The organism is Pseudomonas alkylphenolica (assembly GCF_016009175.1).
GTDB classification, from domain to species: domain Bacteria; phylum Pseudomonadota; class Gammaproteobacteria; order Pseudomonadales; family Pseudomonadaceae; genus Aquipseudomonas; species Aquipseudomonas alkylphenolica_B.
This window is the reverse complement of sequence record NZ_JADUCM010000012.1, coordinates 130228-147840: the sequence shown is the minus strand read 5'-3', so window position 1 is coordinate 147840 and position 17613 is coordinate 130228. Positions and strand designations below refer to the sequence as shown.

Genomic DNA, 17613 nt, shown 5'->3' with positions numbered 1-17613 from the left:
TATAAAAAATAATTTTTTTATTAAAAAATAAATTAACCTCCCCTGTGCGCTATGCGTGTCATCTACGCCCTGGGGTCGTAGGGGTATTGTGGCGCCCGTTAATGGGGCGGAATCGATTCAATCGAAAGCAGAAAAGGGAAAATCGTCAGCGCGAACTCAACCACTCACACCCGCTTACAGCACGAAGACGATACGTTCCGCCGCACTGCGCTGCCAGCTCGCTTCGACCTCACTCAAAGGCACAGCCTCGGCCTCTACCTTGAGGTTGGCCGGCGTTATTGCCTGCAGCAATTGCCCAACCACTTTCACCAGCCCCTCGTTGGAAACACTGCCCAGACCGCTGCCCAGCATTTCCAGGCCGGAGCTGCGCAGCACCCCGGGACTGAGCGGCAGGGTTGCCCCGGCCAATGCGCCGATGTTGACGAATCGCACGCGTGGCGCGGCATTGCCGCTGCCGTGGCTGACCAGCGCATCGAGAATGCACGCCGCCGGCTGGCCCCACAGATAGTCGAGGACAACATCGATTCCCCGCCCCTGAATTTCCTCGCGCAGTGCAGCGGTCAACTGCTCGGCAGGCTGGTCCAGGCGAATGAAGTCGTCCGCCCCCAACGCACGCAGCTCCGCCTCCACAGCGGGGTTACGGGCGGTGGCCACGACTCGTGAAGCCCCCAGGTGCTTGGCTACCTGAATCGCCAGACGCCCGGAGGTGCCGGCCGCGCCGTTGATCAGTACCCGCTCGCCTGGTTTGAAGTGCGCGCGCTCCTGCAAGGCCGCCCAGGACGACATGCCCGGGTTGGCGATGGCCGCGGCCGTAATGTCGTCGATGCCGTCCGGCACGGCCACAACGTTGCGCGCATCCACGGCGACCACCTCGGCCATGGCGCCAATCGGGGCACGGGGAAAGGCGAAGTACACGCGGCTGCCGTCTGCAAGCAGGCCGACGCCGTCGGCGCCCGGCACCACCGGCAGGGTCTTGCCGCTGCTGTAGTGCTTGCCGCTGGCCTGGGCACGTACCAGTTGACTGAGCGCCGCCGCGCGAACGCGCACCAGCACTTCGCCTGGCAAAGCCTGCGGTGCATCCAGCTCGCCGTAGCGTGGCGGCTGGTCGAAATCATGAACGATGGCGGCTTTCATGGGTTTACTCCGTAGATCAACATGAGAGGGCGGCGTGCTTCAGGCATGCCAGCAACGGTACCAGCCATCCTGCTCACTGATGCGCAGGTTGGTCTGGTAAAGGTCGGACAGCGCGGCACTGTCGAGCACGTCGGCCTTGGGGCCATCGGCAACGATGCGGCCCTTGTTCAGCAGCACCACACGATCGATCTCGGGGATGATCTCGTCGATGTGGTGGGTGGTGATGATCATTGCATGGTCGTCACCACAGAAACTGCGCAGCAGCTTGAGCATGCCCAGGCTCGCGCCCATGTCCAGGCCATTGGCCGGTTCGTCGAGGATCAGGGCGCGGGGCTGGTGGACCAGTGCGCGGGCCAGCAGCAGGCGTCGTTTCTGGCCGGTGGACAGGCGCTGGAACATCGTCTGTTCGTAGCCCGCCATTTCCACTACGCCAAGCAGCGCGCGCGCCTGTTCCAGCTGTTCGTCGCTGGGCTGTAGATGACCGTGTGCGCCGATAGCGCCAAAGAACCCCGAGACCACCACGTCCAGCGCCTGGGTATAGGGCGTGTAGTCTTCTTGCAGGTCCTGGGAGACAAAGCCCAGGCGGCTGCGCAATTGCCAGAGGTTGACGGTGTCGCTGCCAAACAGCTTCAGGTGGCTGCCTGCGCGCTCAACCGGATACAGCTCGCGGGTGATCAGCTTGAGCAAGGTGCTCTTGCCGGCACCATTGGGGCCGAGGATGGCGACTTTCTCGCCGGCGCCGATGTGCAGGGAAAACCCATCGAGCACCCGGGTCTCTTGCTGGTAGGCGGTAATGTTGTGAAATTCGATCATGGCTTACTCGTCAACGGCGGGCAAATGGAGAAGGTAGCACCCAGGGGGCGCTCCCCACACCCTTGATACAGATCAACACGCTAAGCTCAGTACGCGAGACGATGACTGAACGTAGGGAACGGATCGACAGCTGGCCACCGCCTTGAACCCCAGGGCACCGCCATAGATTCAGGTGCACGGCACCGCATAGGGAGACCCATATGACCTCGTTGAAACACGTACTGGTCGCCACCGACCTGTCCACCCCCGCCCGCAATGCAGCAGAGCGGGCCGCCCTGCTGAGCAAGGCACGGGATGCATCGCTGGATTTGCTCTATGTTGCCAACCCAGCCCCTTTTGAGCGCCTCAAGCAGATCGTCGTGCCGGATGAAGACTTGCTCAAACGCGCACTGGACACCGCCAAGGAAAAAACCCACGAACTGGCAGACATGCTGTTCCAGCGGTATGACATCGCCTCGGGCATTCAGACTACGTCCGGCTCGGTTGTCAGCGAAATTACCCGCGTCGTGCAAGACAGGCGCAGCGACCTGCTGGTCTGTGGGGCCAAGGGCCAGAGCCTGGTCCGCCACCTGCTGCTCGGTTCTACCGTGCAACGCATGCTCAGCCGCATGCTCTGCCCGATGCTGGTGGTCAAGAGCGCACCCCGCGATGCGTACCGCCGCTTGCTGGTTCCGGTCGACTTTTCGCCGTCTTCGCTGCGCGCGATCAAGATCGCCAAGGCGGTTGCGCCAGAGGCCGAGATCATTCTCCTGCACGTGTACGAAGCGCCCTTTGAAGGCAGCATGCGCTTTGCCCATGTTGACCAGGACACCCTCACCCACTACCGCAATGTCATCCGCAAAGACGCCATTGAACAACTTGCGGCACTGAGCGACGCCGCCGGGGTGTCCGGTGCCCGCCAGGTCGTGGTGCACGGCGACCCCGCCTGGCGGATCGTCGAGCAGGAACTGGAACTGGACTGCGACCTGATCGTGATCGGCAAGCAGGGCGAAAGCGCCCTGGAAGAACTGCTGATAGGGAGCATCACCAAACATGTTCTCAATGAGTCCCGGTGTGATGTGCTGGTGACTCTGTAAGCTGCGCTGATTCAACAGGGGGCGTACTCCGCGCCCCCATCACGCTTTCCCGCCCGGCAATTGCGTTGCCGAACCGGTCTGACCAGTTAAAATTCACCCCTACCCTTTCAAGTATCAAGCACCGTTCACAGGTCGCTTGAACGCTGTCTCGGCTACTTGTCGCAACGCCGCCCGTCCGACCTATTCGCTGTAAGCCACTGTTTTTAAAAAGCCTCCCGCGCCGCACCCAGTCAAGTCCCAAGAATTCCTTGCCAACGCCGAAAAGCCGCGCCTACACTCAGCACGCACTGGACATACCGGTAAGACCACAATAATTAAGTCCTCCGCTCTTTCGCCTCCCGGGCATCGAAGCAAGGACACCGATCAGAGATCCCTCCCATGCTCAAATGGTGCTCGCGTTCGATCTTTCTCCAAGTCGTGCTCGGCCTGATGCTTGGCATCGCCTGCGGCCTCAGCTTTCCCGAAGTTTCCCTGCAGCTAAAGCCCCTGGGTGACGGCTTTATCAAACTGATCAAGATGCTCATCGGGCTGATTGTGTTTTGTGTCGTGGTCAGCGGCATTTCCGGTGCGGGCGACCTGAAGAAGGTCGGACGGATCGGCCTCAAATCCGTGATCTATTTCGAGATTCTCACCACCATCGCCCTGGTCATCGGCCTGGTGTTTGCCTTTACCTCGGGGATTGGCAGCGGCGCCAATATTCACCTCGACCAACTGGCCAGCGCCGAAGCCGGCAACCTGGCAGAACGCGGCCAGCATATGCACAGCACCGCTGCGTTCCTCATGGACCTGATTCCGACCTCGGTCGTCGGCGCATTCGCCGACAACAACATCCTGCAAGTGCTGCTGTTCTCGGTGCTGTTCGGCAGTGCGCTGAACCTGGTTGGCGAAGCGGCTTCGGGTATCTCGCGGCTGATCAACGAACTGAGCCACGTCATCTTCCGCATCATGGGCATGATCGTGCGCCTGGCACCGCTGGGCGTGTTCGGTGCCATCGCCTTCACCACCAGCAAGTACGGCCTGGAGTCCCTGCAGCACCTGGGTGGCCTGGTTGCCCTGTTCTACCTCACCTGCACCGGCTTCGTGCTGCTGATCCTGGGTACCGTCATGCGCCTCTCGGGCCTGCGCATCCTGCCGTTCATCAAGTACCTGCGCGAAGAGCTGACCATCGTGCTCGGCACCGCGTCTTCCGATGCCGTACTGCCACAGATCATGCGCAAACTGGAGCACCTGGGCATCGGCAACTCCACCGTTGGCCTGGTGATTCCCACCGGTTACTCCTTTAACCTTGACGGTTTCTCGATCTACCTGACCCTGGCCATCGTCTTCATCGCCAACGCCACCGGTACCCCGCTGGCCATGACCGACCTGCTGACCATCCTGCTGGTGTCGTTGATCACCTCCAAGGGCGCCCATGGCATCCCCGGCTCGGCACTGGTTATCCTGGCCGCGACCCTGACTGCGATCCCTGCCATCCCGGTGGTCGGCCTGGTGCTGGTACTGGCGGTGGACTGGTTCATGGGTATTGGCCGGGCGCTGACCAACCTGATCGGCAACTGCGTGGCCACTGTCGCCATCGGCCGCTGGGAAGGCGACATCGACATGGAGCGGGCCAACAATGTACTGGCCGGCAAACAGGGCTTCGGCTTTGCCCAGCGCAAAACCTCGACCGCCCATCAACAAGAGTTCTGAGCAACGCGGCCGGCAGTCACCCTGCCGGCCACAGGAGCAAACCATGCAAGTGTTCTCATGGAGTGAACAGTGATTACTTCATCGACCGTAGTGAACTCAGTGGTGGAAAAACTCCGCCAGGCCCTGGCCCGTGGCCAGTGGCGCACCGGCGAGATGCTCCCGGGCCAGCGCGAGCTGGCCGAGCAACTGGGCATCAGCCGCCCGAGCCTGCGCGAGGCGGTCACGGTGCTGGAAACCCTCGGCCTGGTGCGCTCGATGCCGGGCAAAGGGGTGCTGGTGCTCGACGCCGACCTCGCAGAATCAACGCCGCTGCAAACCGGCGTAGCCGACGCCAGCCTCGAGGACGTGCTGCAGCTGCGCTACACCCTGGAGCCCTTCATCGTCGGCCTGGTGGCACAGTCCATCAGCAGCAAGGAAATCGGCCAGTTGCGCCTGACCCTGATGGACATGCGCGAAGCCCTTGAGGCGCAAGACAGCGAAGCCGGTGTTAACGCCTACATCGCCTTCCACGAAGAGTTGTTCACCCTGACCGCCAACCCGATCTTCCAGAGCGTGGTGCAACAAACCAGCAATGCCCTCAAGCAAAGTGCTGCGGTGCTGCGCAATTCGCCCGAACACCTGGCCGCTCGCCTGGAAGAAAACGAGGCCGTGGTACGCGCCATCCGCAACAAGAACAGCGCCCAGGCCAGCGCGCAGATGCGCCACCATATCCTCCAGGAAGGCCGGCGCATGGGTATCGAACTGAACATACCGGACGACCACCCGGTCGCCTGACCCAGGAGAGCAGAGATGAACACCAGCGCCCAAGCCCCTGCGACCACCCTGCCTCCGCTGCTTGTCCACGGCGAAGTACGCTTGTCTGCCGAGCAGATCTACCCGCGCCTGTTCGATGCCATTCTGGAACAGCGCCTGGCCCCCGGCAGCGCCCTCCCCGAGCAGGCCCTGGGTGAGGCGTTCGGCGTCAGCCGCACGGTGATCCGGCGCGTACTGGGGCGCCTGTGCGACCAGCAAGTGATTGTCCAGCGGCCCAGCCACACCGCGCGCCTGGCCGCGCCCGACCCGCAACAGGCACGGCAGATCCTCAGCGCCCGGCGCCTGGCTGAAACCACCCTGATCACCCTGGCCGCGCAACGCTCACGCCCGGCCAAGATCCGGCAGTTGCGTGACCTGGTCGCCCGCGAACGCCAGCACCACGAACAGGGCCAGCGCTGCACCGCCATCCGCCTGGGCGGAGAGTTCCACCTCAAGCTCGCGGAGATCGCCGACAACGCACCGCTGACGCGCTTTCTCAATGGCCTGGTCCCGCAAACCTCGCTGATCATCGCCCAGTACGAAACCCGCCCCTGCAGCCACTGTGCCTGGCAGGAGCACGCTGCAATCATCGATGCACTGGAACTGGGGGACGCGCACACCGCCCTGGCACTGATGCACCAGCACCTGGACCATATCGAAGCCAAGCTGGAGCTGGATGTTTGAAGTGATCGCACCCCTGAAAACAGAAAAGGCCGCGTAAGCGGCCTTTTCTGTTTCAAGCGACAGGCACTCAGTAGCGAGTGATGTCGGCCTTGGCTTCCAGCTGTTTGCGGTAGGCCGCAAAGTCTTGCTGGCCGGCACGCGATGCGAGGAAACGACGGTACGCCGCTTTCTCTTCTTCGGTGGCCGCCGAGCCTTCGTTGACGCCGTTCAGACGCAGTACAACCAGGCTGCCATCGTTGAGTGCAACGCTGCTGTACACAGGCTTGTCCTTGGCTTCAGGCTTGCTCATGCGGAACAGTGCCTGCAGCTCGACCGGATCAATGCCTTCCTGGCTGCGCGAGACCGCTTCCTGGACTTTCCAGCTTTGACCTTCCTGGGTAGCCGCCAGCGGGATGCTGCCGTCACGCAGGCCAGCGATCAGCGCGTCTGCCTTGGTTTTCAGTGCGGCGGTCGCCTGCTCCTGGGCCAGGTGCTTGCGGATGCTGTCCGACACCACGTCCAGCGCCAGCTGCTCAGGCTTCAGGTGCTCTTTCACACGCAGCACAACGACGGTTTCCGGATCCAGCTCGATACCGCTGCTGTTGGAACCTTCTTCCAGCACTTCAGGGCTGAACGCGGCCTGGATCACGGCACGATTGGCAGTGATGCCTTCGCCGCCTTCACGGCCGAATGCCGGTGCGGTCTGAACCTTCAAGCTCAGTTCCTGGGCTGGCTGGGCCAGATCGGAAGCTTCGAAGGCAGAGTCTTCCAGCTGCTTGGTCACTTCGACAAAGCGCTGCTCGACCTGCTGAGTCTTGAGCTCACGGGTCAGCTTGTCTTTCAGGCTGGCAAAGCTTGGCACTTCAGGCGCCTGCACACCCAGCAGCTTGATCAGGTGGAAACCGTATTCGGTGCGAACCGGGGCCGACACCTGGTCCTTGTTCAGCGCATACAGCGCCTCTTCGAAGGTAGGGTCATAGACGCCCTGGCCTGCAAAACCGAGGTCACCGCCGTTGTTCGCTGAACCCGGGTCCTGGGAGAACTCTTTGGCCAGTGCGGCAAAGTCTTCACCCTTGGCCAGTCGCTGCGAAATCTCGTCGATCTTCGCCTTGGCCTGGGCCTCGTTCACCTTGTCGTTGACTTCGATGAGGATGTGGGCGGCATGACGCTGCTCGGACAGGTTGGCGATTTCTTTCTCGTACAGCGCCTTGAGCTCGTCTTCGTTGACGTTGACCTGGTCAAAGAACGACGACTTCTTCAGCTCGATGTAGTCGATAACGACCTGCTCCGGGCTCATGAACTCTTTGGCGTGCTCGTCGTAATGCGCCTTGATCTGCTCGTCGGTGACCTTCACCGCAGCCGGGTCGGCCTTGAACGTCAGCGAAGCGAAATCGCGGGTCTGCTTTTCCAGACGGGCAAATGCGTTGACCTGGTCGTCGGTGACAAAACCGCTGCCGGCGAGGCCCGCGCGCAGTTGGCCGATCAGCATTTCCTGAGCCAGCATCTGGCGGAACTGCATACGGCTGTAGCCCATCTGGCGGATCACCTGATCGAAACGCTCAGGGCTGAACTTGCCATCCTGCTGGAACTCAGGCGTCTGCAAGATCACTTGATCAAGCGCGGCTTCAGAGAAGGCAAACTTGGCGTCTTCAGCACCCTGAAGCAGCAGCTTGCGGTCGATCAGCCCCTTGAGTGCGGCCTCACGCAGCATGTTCTCGTTGAGCAACGAAGGATCGAAATCCTTGCCCAGCTGTTGCATCAGCTGGCGACGTTGCATGTCGACAGCCTGGCTCAGCTCGTTCTGGCTAATGGTTTCACCATTGACCTTGGCAGCGTCCTGGCTGTGGGTGGTGGCCTGGAAGATGGCATCGAAGCCGGTCAGTGCCATCAAGGCTACGATGACACCGATGATGGTCTTGGCAATCCAACCTTGTGAATTGTCCCTGATATTCTGCAGCATGCGTCCCCCAGAAACGGTTGTACTGAATGAACCAACCGTGGAGCGTGGGTAGATTCCTGATAGAAGAAAGGCGCATCCGAAGATGCGCCTTCTCGTAACCGACCGAAGGTCAGGAGCCTTTCAGCGCGTCCTGACCTTCGGTAGCCAAGCCAGGCATGAGCCCGGCTCGGTTAGGCGTAAGCCTGAAGGAAGTGACTTAGTTGACAGCTTCTTTCAGTGCCTTGCCGGCCTTGAAGCCAGGCTTCTTGGCAGCAGGGATTTCCAGAGTCTTGCCGGTTTGCGGGTTGCGGCCGGTACGAGCAGGACGATCGGTGACGGAGAAGGTACCGAAACCAACCAGTACCACGGAATCACCTGCCTTCAGGGCACCGGTGACGGACTCGATAACTGCGTCCAGCGCCTTGCCGGCGGTGGCTTTCGAAATATCAGCAGATGCGGCGATAGCGTCAATCAGTTCCGACTTGTTCACTCTAAGTCCCCTTATATCTCTATTGAGTTTGTATCTAAGTATGTAATGAAAAGCTTAACGAGCGCTGGGTGGCCTGTTGACAATTAAGTGCCGCTTTATAACAAGGGCCTGAAAATACTGTCAAGAAAGCCCCCCAGCCAAATACGTACTAATGCGTGCTAATTCTTTCCTTGGAATCGCTGTCGCGCTTTTCATCCTTGGCGACAATCTCTGGAGCCACATCTGGTAAGGGCTCCGGGGCGTATTGCAGCGCAATTTGGAGGACTTCGTCAATCCATTTGACCGGTTTAATCTGAAGATCCTGCTTAATATTCTCAGGAATTTCCTTCAGATCGCGAACATTCTCTTCAGGAATGATCACCGTCTTGATTCCACCACGGTGCGCAGCAAGCAATTTCTCTTTCAGACCACCAATCGCCAGCACCTGTCCACGCAGGGTAATTTCACCCGTCATGGCCACGTCGGCGCGCACCGGAATCTGTGTCAGCGCCGAAACCAGGGCGGTGCACATGCCGATACCGGCACTTGGACCATCCTTGGGCGTAGCGCCTTCCGGCATGTGGATGTGGGTGTCGCGCTTCTCGTGGAAATCGGCCGGGATGCCCAGGCTTTTCGCACGGCTGCGGACAACGGTCTGCGCAGCGGTGATCGACTCGACCATCACATCGCCCAGGGAACCGGTCTTGATCAACTGGCCCTTGCCCGGAATCACAGCGGCTTCGATGGTCAGCAACTCGCCACCGACCTGGGTCCAGGCAAGGCCGGTTACCTGACCTACCTGATCCTGCTGCTCGGCCAGGCCGTAACGGAACTTGCGCACCCCGAGGAAGTGCTCCAGCTGCTCGCCAGTGACCTTGACGGCCACCTGCTTGAGCCCGGCATGCTCCTTGACCACCTTGCGGCAGATCTTCGCGATCTGGCGCTCCAGGCCCCGTACACCGGCTTCGCGGGTGTAGTAGCGGATGATGTCGCGAATCGCCGTGACGTCGACGTCCAGCTCACCCTTTTTCAGGCCGTTGGCCTTGATTTGCTTGGGCGTCAGGTACTTGACCGCGATGTTGATTTTTTCATCCTCGGTGTAACCCGGCAGACGAATGACTTCCATCCGGTCCAGCAGTGCTGGCGGGATGTTCATCGAGTTGGAGGTGCAGAGGAACATCACATCGGACAGGTCGTAGTCGACTTCCAGATAGTGATCGTTGAAGTTGTGGTTCTGCTCGGGATCGAGCACCTCCAGCAACGCCGAGGCCGGATCGCCACGCATGTCGCTGCCCATCTTGTCGATTTCATCGAGCAGGAACAGCGGGTTGCGCACGCCCACCTTGGTCATTTTCTGGATCAGGCGACCCGGCATCGAGCCGATGTAGGTGCGCCGGTGACCACGAATCTCGGCCTCGTCACGCACGCCGCCCAGGGCCATGCGCACGAACTTGCGGTTGGTGGCACTGGCAATCGATTCAGCCAGGGAGGTTTTACCCACACCCGGCGGCCCGACCAGACACAGCACAGGGCCGCGGATTTTCTTCACCCGTTTCTGCACGGCGAGGTACTCGAGGATGCGCTCCTTGACCTCTTCCAGACCGTAATGGTCGGCGTCGAGGATTTCCTCGGCCTTGGCCAGGTCCAGACGCACTTTGCTCTGGGCCTTCCACGGCACCTGCACCAGCCAGTCCAGGTAGGAACGCACGACGGTGGCTTCAGCCGACATCGGCGACATCTGCTTGAGCTTGTTCAGCTCAGCCTGGGCCTTGGCGTAGGCATCCTTGGGCAGGCCGGCGGCGTCGAGGCGCTTTTTCAGCTCTTCGACTTCGTTGTGACCTTCTTCGCTGTCGCCGAGCTCTTTCTGAATGGCCTTCATCTGCTCATTCAGGTAGTACTCGCGCTGACTGCGCTCCATCTGTTTTTTCACGCGACCGCGGATGCGCTTCTCGACCTGCAGCAAGTCGATTTCAGCATCCAGCAGCGCCATGACATGCTCGACTCGGGTAGCCAGGTCGAGGATCTCGAGAATTTCCTGCTTCTGCTCGATTTTCAGGGCCATGTGCGCGGCCATGGTGTCGACCAGGCGCCCCGGTTCATCGATGCTGTTGAGCGACGACAGGACCTCAGCGGGGACTTTTTTGCCCAGCTGAACATATTGCTCAAATTGTGACAGCAAGCTACGAACGAAGACTTCAGACTCGCGCTCGGCGGTCTGCGACTCGTCGATCAACGAAACTTCGGCGCGAATATGGCCGTCGACTTCATTGAAACGTTCTACCGCACCGCGCTGCTCACCCTCGACCAGCACCTTGACGGTGCCATCGGGCAGTTTGAGCAGTTGCAGGACGGTGGCAATGGTACCGACGCGGTACAGGGCGTCTTCGCCTGGATCGTCGTCAGCGGGGTTCTTCTGGGCAAGCAGAAGGATCTGCTTCTCGCCCGTCATTGCGGCCTCGAGGGCTTCGATGGACTTCTCGCGCCCCACGAACAGTGGGATAACCATGTGCGGATAGACGACGACATCGCGCAATGGCAAAAGAGGCAAGTCGAGGGTGGTCTTCATGATTTCGCCTCTACAGCGGCCTTGTGGCCGGAAACCGGTGGAATTTGAGCGTGGGTTTAATGTGGGGGCAGCCCCGCAAAAAAACAAGCTCTACGACAGGAAAAGCAAAGGGGCCCGAAGGCCCCTTGCTGATTCGAGCCGTTTGGAGGCTCAGACGTCAGGTGCAGCTTTGGCTTGCGGCTCACTGTTTTCGTAGATCAACAGTGGCTGCGAGGTGCCATCGATGACGCTCTCGTCGATCACCACCTTGCTGACATCCTTCTGCGAAGGAATCTCGTACATGGTGTCGAGCAGGATGCCTTCGAGGATCGAACGCAGGCCACGTGCACCGGTCTTGCGCTCCAGGGCCTTGCGGGCCACGGACTTGAGCGCATCGCTACGGAACTCGAGGTCGACGCCTTCCATTTCGAACAGCTTGGCATACTGCTTGGTGAGCGCGTTCTTCGGCTCGGTGAGAATCTGCATCAAGGCAGCTTCATCGAGCTCGTCGAGGGTAGCGAGCACCGGCAAACGACCGACGAACTCTGGAATCAGGCCGAACTTGACCAGATCGTCAGGCTCGACTTCACGCAGCGATTCGCCGACTTTCTTGCCTTCCTGCTTGCTGCGCACTTCGGCACCAAAGCCGATGCCGCCGCGGGTGGAACGGTTCTGGATGACCTTTTCCAGGCCAGAGAACGCACCGCCACAGATAAACAGGATGTTGCGCGTATCGACCTGCAGGAATTCCTGCTGCGGGTGCTTGCGGCCACCTTGCGGCGGAACCGAGGCAACCGTGCCTTCGATCAGCTTGAGCAACGCCTGCTGCACGCCCTCACCCGAAACGTCACGGGTAATGGACGGGTTGTCCGACTTGCGCGAGATCTTGTCGATTTCGTCGATGTAGACAATGCCCATCTGGGCCTTTTCCACGTCGTAGTCGCACTTTTGCAGCAGCTTTTGAATGATGTTCTCGACGTCTTCACCCACATAACCGGCTTCGGTCAGGGTGGTGGCATCGGCGATGGTGAACGGGACATTCAACAGACGCGCGAGGGTTTCGGCGAGCAGGGTTTTACCCGAGCCCGTCGGACCGATCAGCAGGATGTTACTCTTGCCGAGCTCGACATCGTCGTTCTTCTTGTCGCGTTGGTTCAGGCGCTTGTAGTGGTTGTACACCGCTACCGCCAGTACCTTTTTCGCACGCTCCTGACCGATGACATACTGGTCCAGGATGGTGCTGATTTCTTTCGGCGAAGGCAGTTTATGCGCGCTGCTTTCGGCCTGGGCTTCCTGCACCTCCTCACGGATGATGTCATTGCACAGGTCGACGCACTCGTCGCAGATAAATACCGAGGGGCCGGCAATCAACTTGCGCACTTCATGCTGGCTTTTGCCGCAGAAGGAGCAATAGAGCAATTTGCCGTTGTCCTCGCCGTTACGGGTGTCAGTCATTCGATCGATCCAATCCGGTAGGCTTGCAACACAAGATGAAGGCAAATGCGGGCTTTTTCAAGTCCACAGGTGGCGGGAAAACCCGACCACCTGCTTTGACACCTTGATCAGACAGCCATTTGACGCTTTTCGTGTACCGAGTCGATCAGACCGTACTCGGCGGCACGTTGTGCGCTCATGAAGTTGTCACGCTCGGTGTCGCGCTTGATGGTTTCGAGGTCCTGGCCGGTGTGGTAGGCCAGCAGCTCGTTCAAACGCGACTTGATGGAAAGGATTTCCTTGGCGTGGATTTCGATGTCCGTCGCCTGGCCCTGGAAACCGCCCAGCGGCTGGTGAATCATTACGCGCGAGTTTGGCAGGCAGTGACGCTTGCCCTTGGCACCGGCAGCCAGCAGGAATGCGCCCATGGAGCACGCCTGACCGATGCAGGTGGTGGACACGTCTGGCTTGATGAACTGCATGGTGTCGTAGATCGACATGCCCGCAGTCACCGAACCACCCGGCGAGTTGATGTAGAGATGGATATCCTTGTCCGGGTTTTCCGCTTCAAGGAACAGCAACTGCGCCGCGATCAGGTTGGCCATGTAGTCCTCTACCGGGCCGACCAGAAAGATCACCCGCTCCTTCAAAAGGCGCGAGTAGATGTCGTAGGCACGTTCGCCACGAGCGGATTGCTCGATAACCATCGGGACCAGGCCGCCTGCGGCCTGGATGTCAGAGCTCTGCTGATAATAAGAATTGCGGGACATGTCCTGCACTCACTCCCAAATAGTCATGTCTTGAATACGCACAAGCCAGCTCGAAGGCTGGCTTGTGGTGTTTTTCCTACGAGAGAAACAATCAGTCAGCGGCAGGAGCCTGCACTGGCTTGATGGCTTCTTCGTACGAGACCGATTTATCGGTCACAGTCGCTTTCTGCAGAACAGTATCCACAACTTGTTCTTCCAGCACAACCGAACGCACTTCGTTCAGTTGCTGGTCGTTCTTGTAGTACCAGGCCACGACCTGCTCAGGCTCTTGGTAAGCCGAAGCCATTTCCTGGATCATTTCGCGAACGCGGTCTTCGTCTGGCTTCAGGTCGTTTTGCTTGACCACTTCAGCAACGATCAGGCCCAGCACAACGCGACGCTTGGCTTGTTCTTCGAACAGCTCAGCCGGCAGTTGCTCAGGCTTGATGTTGCCACCGAACTGCTGAACGGCTTGAACGCGCAGGCGGTTCACTTCGTTTTCCAGCAGTGCTTTTGGCACTTCGATCGGGTTGGCAGCCAGCAGGCCGTCCATTACCTGGTTCTTGACCTTGGTCTTGATGGCCTGACGCAGTTCACGCTCCATGTTCTTGCGAACTTCGGTGCGGAAACCTTCCAGCGAAGCTTCCTTGATGCCGAACTGGGCGAAGAACTCTTCGGTCAGCTCAGGCAGCTTAGGCTCGGAAACGCTGTTGACGGTAACGGTGAACTCGGCGGCTTTGCCAGCCAGGTCCAGGTTCTGGTAGTCCTCAGGGAAGGACAGGTTCAGAACCCGCTCTTCACCGGCTTTGGCGCCAACCAGGCCTTCTTCGAAGCCCGGGATCATGCGGCCGGAACCCAGTACCAGCTGGGTGCCTTTGGCCGAACCACCTGCGAACACTTCACCGTCGACCTTGCCGACGAAATCGATGTTCAGCTGGTCTTCGTTCTGGGCAGCGCGCTCAACGGCTTCAAAGCGGACGTTCTGCTTGCGCAGGACTTCCAGCATGTTGTCCAGGTCGGCATCAGCCACTTCGGCGCTCAGGCGCTCGACAGCGATCGAGTCGAAACCGGCAACGGTGAACTCAGGGAACACTTCGAAGGTGGCAACGTATTCCAGGTCCTTGCCTTTTTCGAACGATTTTGGCTCGACGGCAGGAGCGCCAGCCGGGTTCAGCTTCTGCTCAACCACAGCTTCGTAGAAGGAAGCCTGAACCAGATCGCCGAAGGCTTCCTGGCGGGCTGCGTCTTCGTAACGCTGACGGATCACGCTCATCGGCACTTTGCCAGGACGGAAGCCTGGAACCTTGGCGCGACGGGCAGTCTGTTGCAGACGCTTGTTGACTTCGGTCTCGACGCGCTCTGCCGGAACGGCGATGGTCATGCGACGCTCGAGAGCAGAAGTATTTTCAACAGAAACTTGCATGGATATTCCTCGTTGCACAGACGTTAGCCGGCGATACCCGACTCCAGAATCAAGGGCAAGCATTCTAGTGGCTCAAAGGCCAGAAGTCACCCCGTTCAAGACGACGGGAAAGTACGCCGGTCCATTTCATTTACAACCCCCGGCCAAAACCCTGTCCGGAGGTGCTCAAGACCCGCTACCCAGGGCCCGGGAGCCACCTTTCGATCAAGGTGACGACCCCGCTCTCGGGTAGCCAGAAAAACTTGTCAAAACACTACAAAACCGGGGCTGACCGTCAGGGGGCCGTGCCATCGATCTCATTGATACTGCAATATTCTTCCCATTCCATGCCCAGCGCTTCAGCGACCTGCCGATGCACTTCAAGGCGCATGGCCTGGAGTTCCGCGTCGGAGCTGGCGATCAGTTGCAGGGTCAATTCCCAGGGTTCAAGCCCCTGTTCCTGCGCGGCATCCTCGAACGCCCATTCGATCTGTTGCTGCTGCTCATGGGCGCTGAGCCCGGCAATTTCTTCCAGTAGCTGCGGATTGGCGGCGGCGAAGCGCTGCAGCGCGCTGGCCTGGCGTTCTTTTGAAATCATCAAGCGGTCCTCACTACCTTGCCGTTGGCCACGGCCTCAACCGGCTGAAATCTATCAGCTTTTATGTAGTTGTCACCAGTGCACCGCAAGCAAGTCAACGTTGAACACCGGACTTCCACTGGAAAATGCCGTTCATTATATGGGACACCCGCATTTGAGCATTAGGCATTGCTGCTTTGGCGCCGGAAATGGGATGATTCGTAATTGCAATGAATTCTCATTAAAGGCCGCTCCGTGTCCTCCACCCTTCTCCTCGCCGAAGACGATCCGCACCTGCGTCATGATCTGCAACGCCACTTCCAGCACCGCGGCTTCAGCGTCACTGCCTGCGAAAACGGTACGCAGGCCCTGAACGCCCTGCACCACTGCCGTTTTGACCTGCTCCTGCTGGATATCATGCTGCCTGGCGTAGACGGCCTCAGCCTGCTGGACGAGCTGCGCCGCCATCAGGCGGTTCCGGTGATGCTGATGTCGGCCCTGGGTGCGGAGCAGGACCGCATCAGCGGATTCACCCGCGGCGCTGACGACTATTTACCCAAGCCGTTCAGCCTGGCCGAGCTCGATGCGCGGGTCGATGCCCTGCTGCGACGCGTGGCACTCGACCGGCGCCAGACCGAAGCCCGCAACGAAGGCGACCTGACCCTCGACCAGCATGCCCAGGATGTCGCTCACCTCGGCCGCAACGCCGGGCTCACCGGCTCCGAATACCGCTTGTTCGCCACGCTGCGCGCCCACCCCGGCGAAGCCCTGAGCAAGGCGTTCCTGTACCAGACGGTGCTGCACCGCGCGTTCACGCGCCTTGATCGCGGCCTGGACGTGCATGTATGCAACCTGCGCCGCAAACTTGCCAGCATTGGCGCGCAGCACCTGCAGATCCAGGCTGTGCGCGGCCAGGGCTACATCCTGGTCGACACGGAAAGCCCTTGATGCGTCGTCACCCGCTGCTGTGGAAACTGGCCGCGCTGCAGGTCGGCTTTTGCCTGCTGCTGACCTGGCTGATCTGGACCTGGGGCCTGTCCGTTGAACGCAGCACCTACTTCCTCAGCCAGGCCGAACAACTGCACCTGGCGCGCTACGCGCAACAAGCTGAAGCGGCCTGGCGACGGGGCGGCGCTGCGGGCGCCGAGGCGTATCGACGTCAACTGGAGTCGGACGAAAACACCTGGGTTGCCCTCATAGGCCCACGCCTGGAGAGCCTCGGTAGCACGCCGCTAAGCGCTGAAGAAGCCAGCCACCTGACGTTCATGCGTAAACTCGACTGGCCGATGAGTCGCCGCCTGCAGGATGAACTGCCTTACGTCAGCATTGCCTTTCCCGAGCATCCGGAGGACGGACGCCTGGTCATTCAATTGCCCGAGCACCTGCTGCCCACCGGCCTGACACCCTGGACCCACATCATCACCCACGGTGTAGCACCCACCTTGCTTGCCCTGTTGCTGGGCCTGGCCCTCTACCGGCAACTGGTGGTCCCGCTCAACCGCTTGCGCGACCGCGCCGATGCCCTGCGGGCCGACAACCTCGACAGCCCCGGCCTGCCCTTGCAGGAGCGGCGTGACGAACTGGGCGAGCTGGCGCAGGCGTTCGAACACATGGCTGACCGCCTGCGCCAGAGCCTGGAGCAACAGCGCCTGCTGCTGCGCACCTTGTCTCACGAATTGCGCACGCCGCTGGCACGGCTGCGCATCGCCCATGACAGCAACCTTGCACCCGAGCAGCTGCGCGAACGCCTGGGGCGCGAGGTGGACGACATGCAAAAGCTGCTGGTAGACACCCTCGACCTGGCCTGGATGGACACCGAGCAACCGCAGCTGCCCACCGAACCGGTCCTGGTGCTGTCCGTCTGGGAAGCGCTGTGCGAAGACGCCTGCTTTGAAAGCGGCTGGGCGCCGACCCAACTGCCCTGCTCGCTGGGTACCGACTGCGCAGTGCGCGCTCACCTCGACAGCCTGGCCCAGGCACTGGAAAACCTGCTGCGCAACGCTGTCCGCCATTCACCACGCGGCGGCGTGATAACCCTGGACGGGCAGCGCGAGGGCGATTACTGGCACCTGCGTCTGCACGACCAGGGCCCAGGCGTGCCCGAGGCCGACCTCGAACGCATCTTCAAGCCTTACCAGCGTTTACCCGAAAGCGGCGCCGGTTTCGGCCTGGGGCTGGCCATCGCCCGTCGCGCCATCGAACTGCAAGGAGGCCGCCTGTGGGCCAGCAACGCCCAGCCGGGATTGTGCCTGCACATCGTGCTGCCAACGGCGAGGAATGTTTAGAAAGTTAATGAGCTTTACTCTCAATTAAGAGTATTTATCATCTACG

At 60.3% G+C, this 17613-nt stretch carries 15 protein-coding genes; 6 read left to right on the top strand and 9 right to left on the bottom strand.

Features of this window, described 5'->3' with window-relative positions; genetic code table 11:
* Nucleotides 1–174: 174 nt before the first annotated feature.
* Together I5S59_RS13265 and I5S59_RS13260 are read right to left on the bottom strand one after the other, a co-directional pair.
* Entirely contained in the window at nt 175–1134 is a 960-nt protein-coding gene (locus I5S59_RS13265; RefSeq protein ID WP_197877012.1) for a quinone oxidoreductase family protein, read from the bottom strand.
* A 39-nt stretch (nt 1135–1173) separates the two neighbouring features.
* The gene (locus I5S59_RS13260; RefSeq protein WP_197877011.1) at nt 1174–1947 is read right to left on the bottom strand and encodes an ABC transporter ATP-binding protein; all 774 of its coding nucleotides are present in this window, start codon (nt 1945–1947) and stop codon (nt 1174–1176) included.
* Nucleotides 1948–2147: 200 nt separating this feature from the next.
* On the opposite strand from I5S59_RS13260, the gene I5S59_RS13255 reads away from it, so the two are divergent.
* The 4 genes from I5S59_RS13255 to I5S59_RS13240 all read left to right on the top strand — a co-directional run bounded on the left by I5S59_RS13255 (nt 2148) and on the right by I5S59_RS13240 (nt 6188).
* Nucleotides 2148–3023: a universal stress protein gene (locus I5S59_RS13255; protein WP_197877010.1), complete on the top strand. Its 876-nt coding sequence runs from the start codon at nt 2148–2150 to the stop codon at nt 3021–3023.
* A 378-nt stretch (nt 3024–3401) separates the two neighbouring features.
* Nucleotides 3402–4712 carry a C4-dicarboxylate transporter DctA gene (locus tag I5S59_RS13250; RefSeq protein WP_197877009.1) on the top strand — a complete coding sequence of 437 codons (1311 nt, stop codon included), beginning with the start codon at nt 3402–3404 and terminating at the stop codon, nt 4710–4712.
* Nucleotides 4713–4781: 69 nt separating this feature from the next.
* Complete coding sequence (locus I5S59_RS13245) at nt 4782–5486, top strand: FadR/GntR family transcriptional regulator (protein WP_197877008.1); 705 nt, start codon at nt 4782–4784, stop codon at nt 5484–5486.
* A 15-nt stretch (nt 5487–5501) separates the two neighbouring features.
* Nucleotides 5502–6188: a GntR family transcriptional regulator gene (locus I5S59_RS13240; protein ID WP_197877007.1), complete on the top strand. Its 687-nt coding sequence runs from the start codon at nt 5502–5504 to the stop codon at nt 6186–6188.
* 67 nt (nt 6189–6255) lie between these two features.
* Here the strand turns inward: I5S59_RS13240 and I5S59_RS13235 are convergent, their stop codons facing one another.
* From I5S59_RS13235 to I5S59_RS13205, 7 genes are all read right to left on the bottom strand, one after another.
* Nucleotides 6256–8127 carry a SurA N-terminal domain-containing protein gene (locus tag I5S59_RS13235; protein ID WP_197877006.1) on the bottom strand — a complete coding sequence of 624 codons (1872 nt, stop codon included), beginning with the start codon at nt 8125–8127 and terminating at the stop codon, nt 6256–6258.
* A gap of 196 nt (nt 8128–8323) precedes the next feature.
* Nucleotides 8324–8596 carry an HU family DNA-binding protein gene (locus tag I5S59_RS13230; protein WP_128324526.1) on the bottom strand — a complete coding sequence of 91 codons (273 nt, stop codon included), beginning with the start codon at nt 8594–8596 and terminating at the stop codon, nt 8324–8326.
* A 148-nt stretch (nt 8597–8744) separates the two neighbouring features.
* The gene (lon, locus tag I5S59_RS13225) at nt 8745–11141 is read right to left on the bottom strand and encodes an endopeptidase La (protein WP_128324525.1); all 2397 of its coding nucleotides are present in this window, start codon (nt 11139–11141) and stop codon (nt 8745–8747) included.
* A gap of 150 nt (nt 11142–11291) precedes the next feature.
* The gene (clpX, locus tag I5S59_RS13220; RefSeq protein ID WP_128324524.1) at nt 11292–12575 is read right to left on the bottom strand and encodes an ATP-dependent Clp protease ATP-binding subunit ClpX; all 1284 of its coding nucleotides are present in this window, start codon (nt 12573–12575) and stop codon (nt 11292–11294) included.
* Nucleotides 12576–12682: 107 nt separating this feature from the next.
* Nucleotides 12683–13324: an ATP-dependent Clp endopeptidase proteolytic subunit ClpP gene (clpP, locus tag I5S59_RS13215; protein ID WP_128324523.1), complete on the bottom strand. Its 642-nt coding sequence runs from the start codon at nt 13322–13324 to the stop codon at nt 12683–12685.
* A 91-nt stretch (nt 13325–13415) separates the two neighbouring features.
* Nucleotides 13416–14726: a trigger factor gene (tig, locus tag I5S59_RS13210; protein WP_128324522.1), complete on the bottom strand. Its 1311-nt coding sequence runs from the start codon at nt 14724–14726 to the stop codon at nt 13416–13418.
* Nucleotides 14727–15000: 274 nt separating this feature from the next.
* On the bottom strand, nt 15001–15303 hold the full coding sequence (locus tag I5S59_RS13205) for a DUF6388 family protein (RefSeq protein WP_128324521.1): 303 nt from the start codon (nt 15301–15303) through the stop codon (nt 15001–15003).
* Between the two features lie 234 nt (nt 15304–15537).
* Between I5S59_RS13205 and I5S59_RS13200 the strand changes: the two genes are divergently transcribed.
* Both I5S59_RS13200 and I5S59_RS13195 read left to right on the top strand, forming a co-directional pair.
* Complete coding sequence (locus I5S59_RS13200; protein WP_197877005.1) at nt 15538–16230, top strand: response regulator transcription factor; 693 nt, start codon at nt 15538–15540, stop codon at nt 16228–16230.
* Nucleotides 16230–17567, top strand: a complete 1338-nt coding sequence (locus I5S59_RS13195; RefSeq protein ID WP_197877004.1) for a sensor histidine kinase — start codon at nt 16230–16232, stop codon at nt 17565–17567. Before I5S59_RS13200 ends, I5S59_RS13195 begins: the two co-directional genes overlap by 1 nt.
* The last annotated feature ends 46 nt before the right edge of the window (nt 17568–17613 follow it).

Coding starts and splice junctions, on each gene's coding strand:
- I5S59_RS13265 (WP_197877012.1), bottom strand. CDS start 1,134: ATGAAAGCCGCCATCGTTCATGATTTCGACCAGCCGCCACGCTACGGC.
- I5S59_RS13260 (WP_197877011.1), bottom strand. CDS start 1,947: ATGATCGAATTTCACAACATTACCGCCTACCAGCAAGAGACCCGGGTG.
- I5S59_RS13255 (WP_197877010.1), top strand. CDS start 2,148: ATGACCTCGTTGAAACACGTACTGGTCGCCACCGACCTGTCCACCCCC.
- I5S59_RS13250 (WP_197877009.1), top strand. CDS start 3,402: ATGCTCAAATGGTGCTCGCGTTCGATCTTTCTCCAAGTCGTGCTCGGC.
- I5S59_RS13240 (WP_197877007.1), top strand. CDS start 5,502: ATGAACACCAGCGCCCAAGCCCCTGCGACCACCCTGCCTCCGCTGCTT.
- I5S59_RS13235 (WP_197877006.1), bottom strand. CDS start 8,127: ATGCTGCAGAATATCAGGGACAATTCACAAGGTTGGATTGCCAAGACC.
- lon (WP_128324525.1), bottom strand. CDS start 11,141: ATGAAGACCACCCTCGACTTGCCTCTTTTGCCATTGCGCGATGTCGTC.
- clpX (WP_128324524.1), bottom strand. CDS start 12,575: ATGACTGACACCCGTAACGGCGAGGACAACGGCAAATTGCTCTATTGC.
- clpP (WP_128324523.1), bottom strand. CDS start 13,324: ATGTCCCGCAATTCTTATTATCAGCAGAGCTCTGACATCCAGGCCGCA.
- tig (WP_128324522.1), bottom strand. CDS start 14,726: ATGCAAGTTTCTGTTGAAAATACTTCTGCTCTCGAGCGTCGCATGACC.
- I5S59_RS13205 (WP_128324521.1), bottom strand. CDS start 15,303: ATGATTTCAAAAGAACGCCAGGCCAGCGCGCTGCAGCGCTTCGCCGCC.
- I5S59_RS13195 (WP_197877004.1), top strand. CDS start 16,230: ATGCGTCGTCACCCGCTGCTGTGGAAACTGGCCGCGCTGCAGGTCGGC.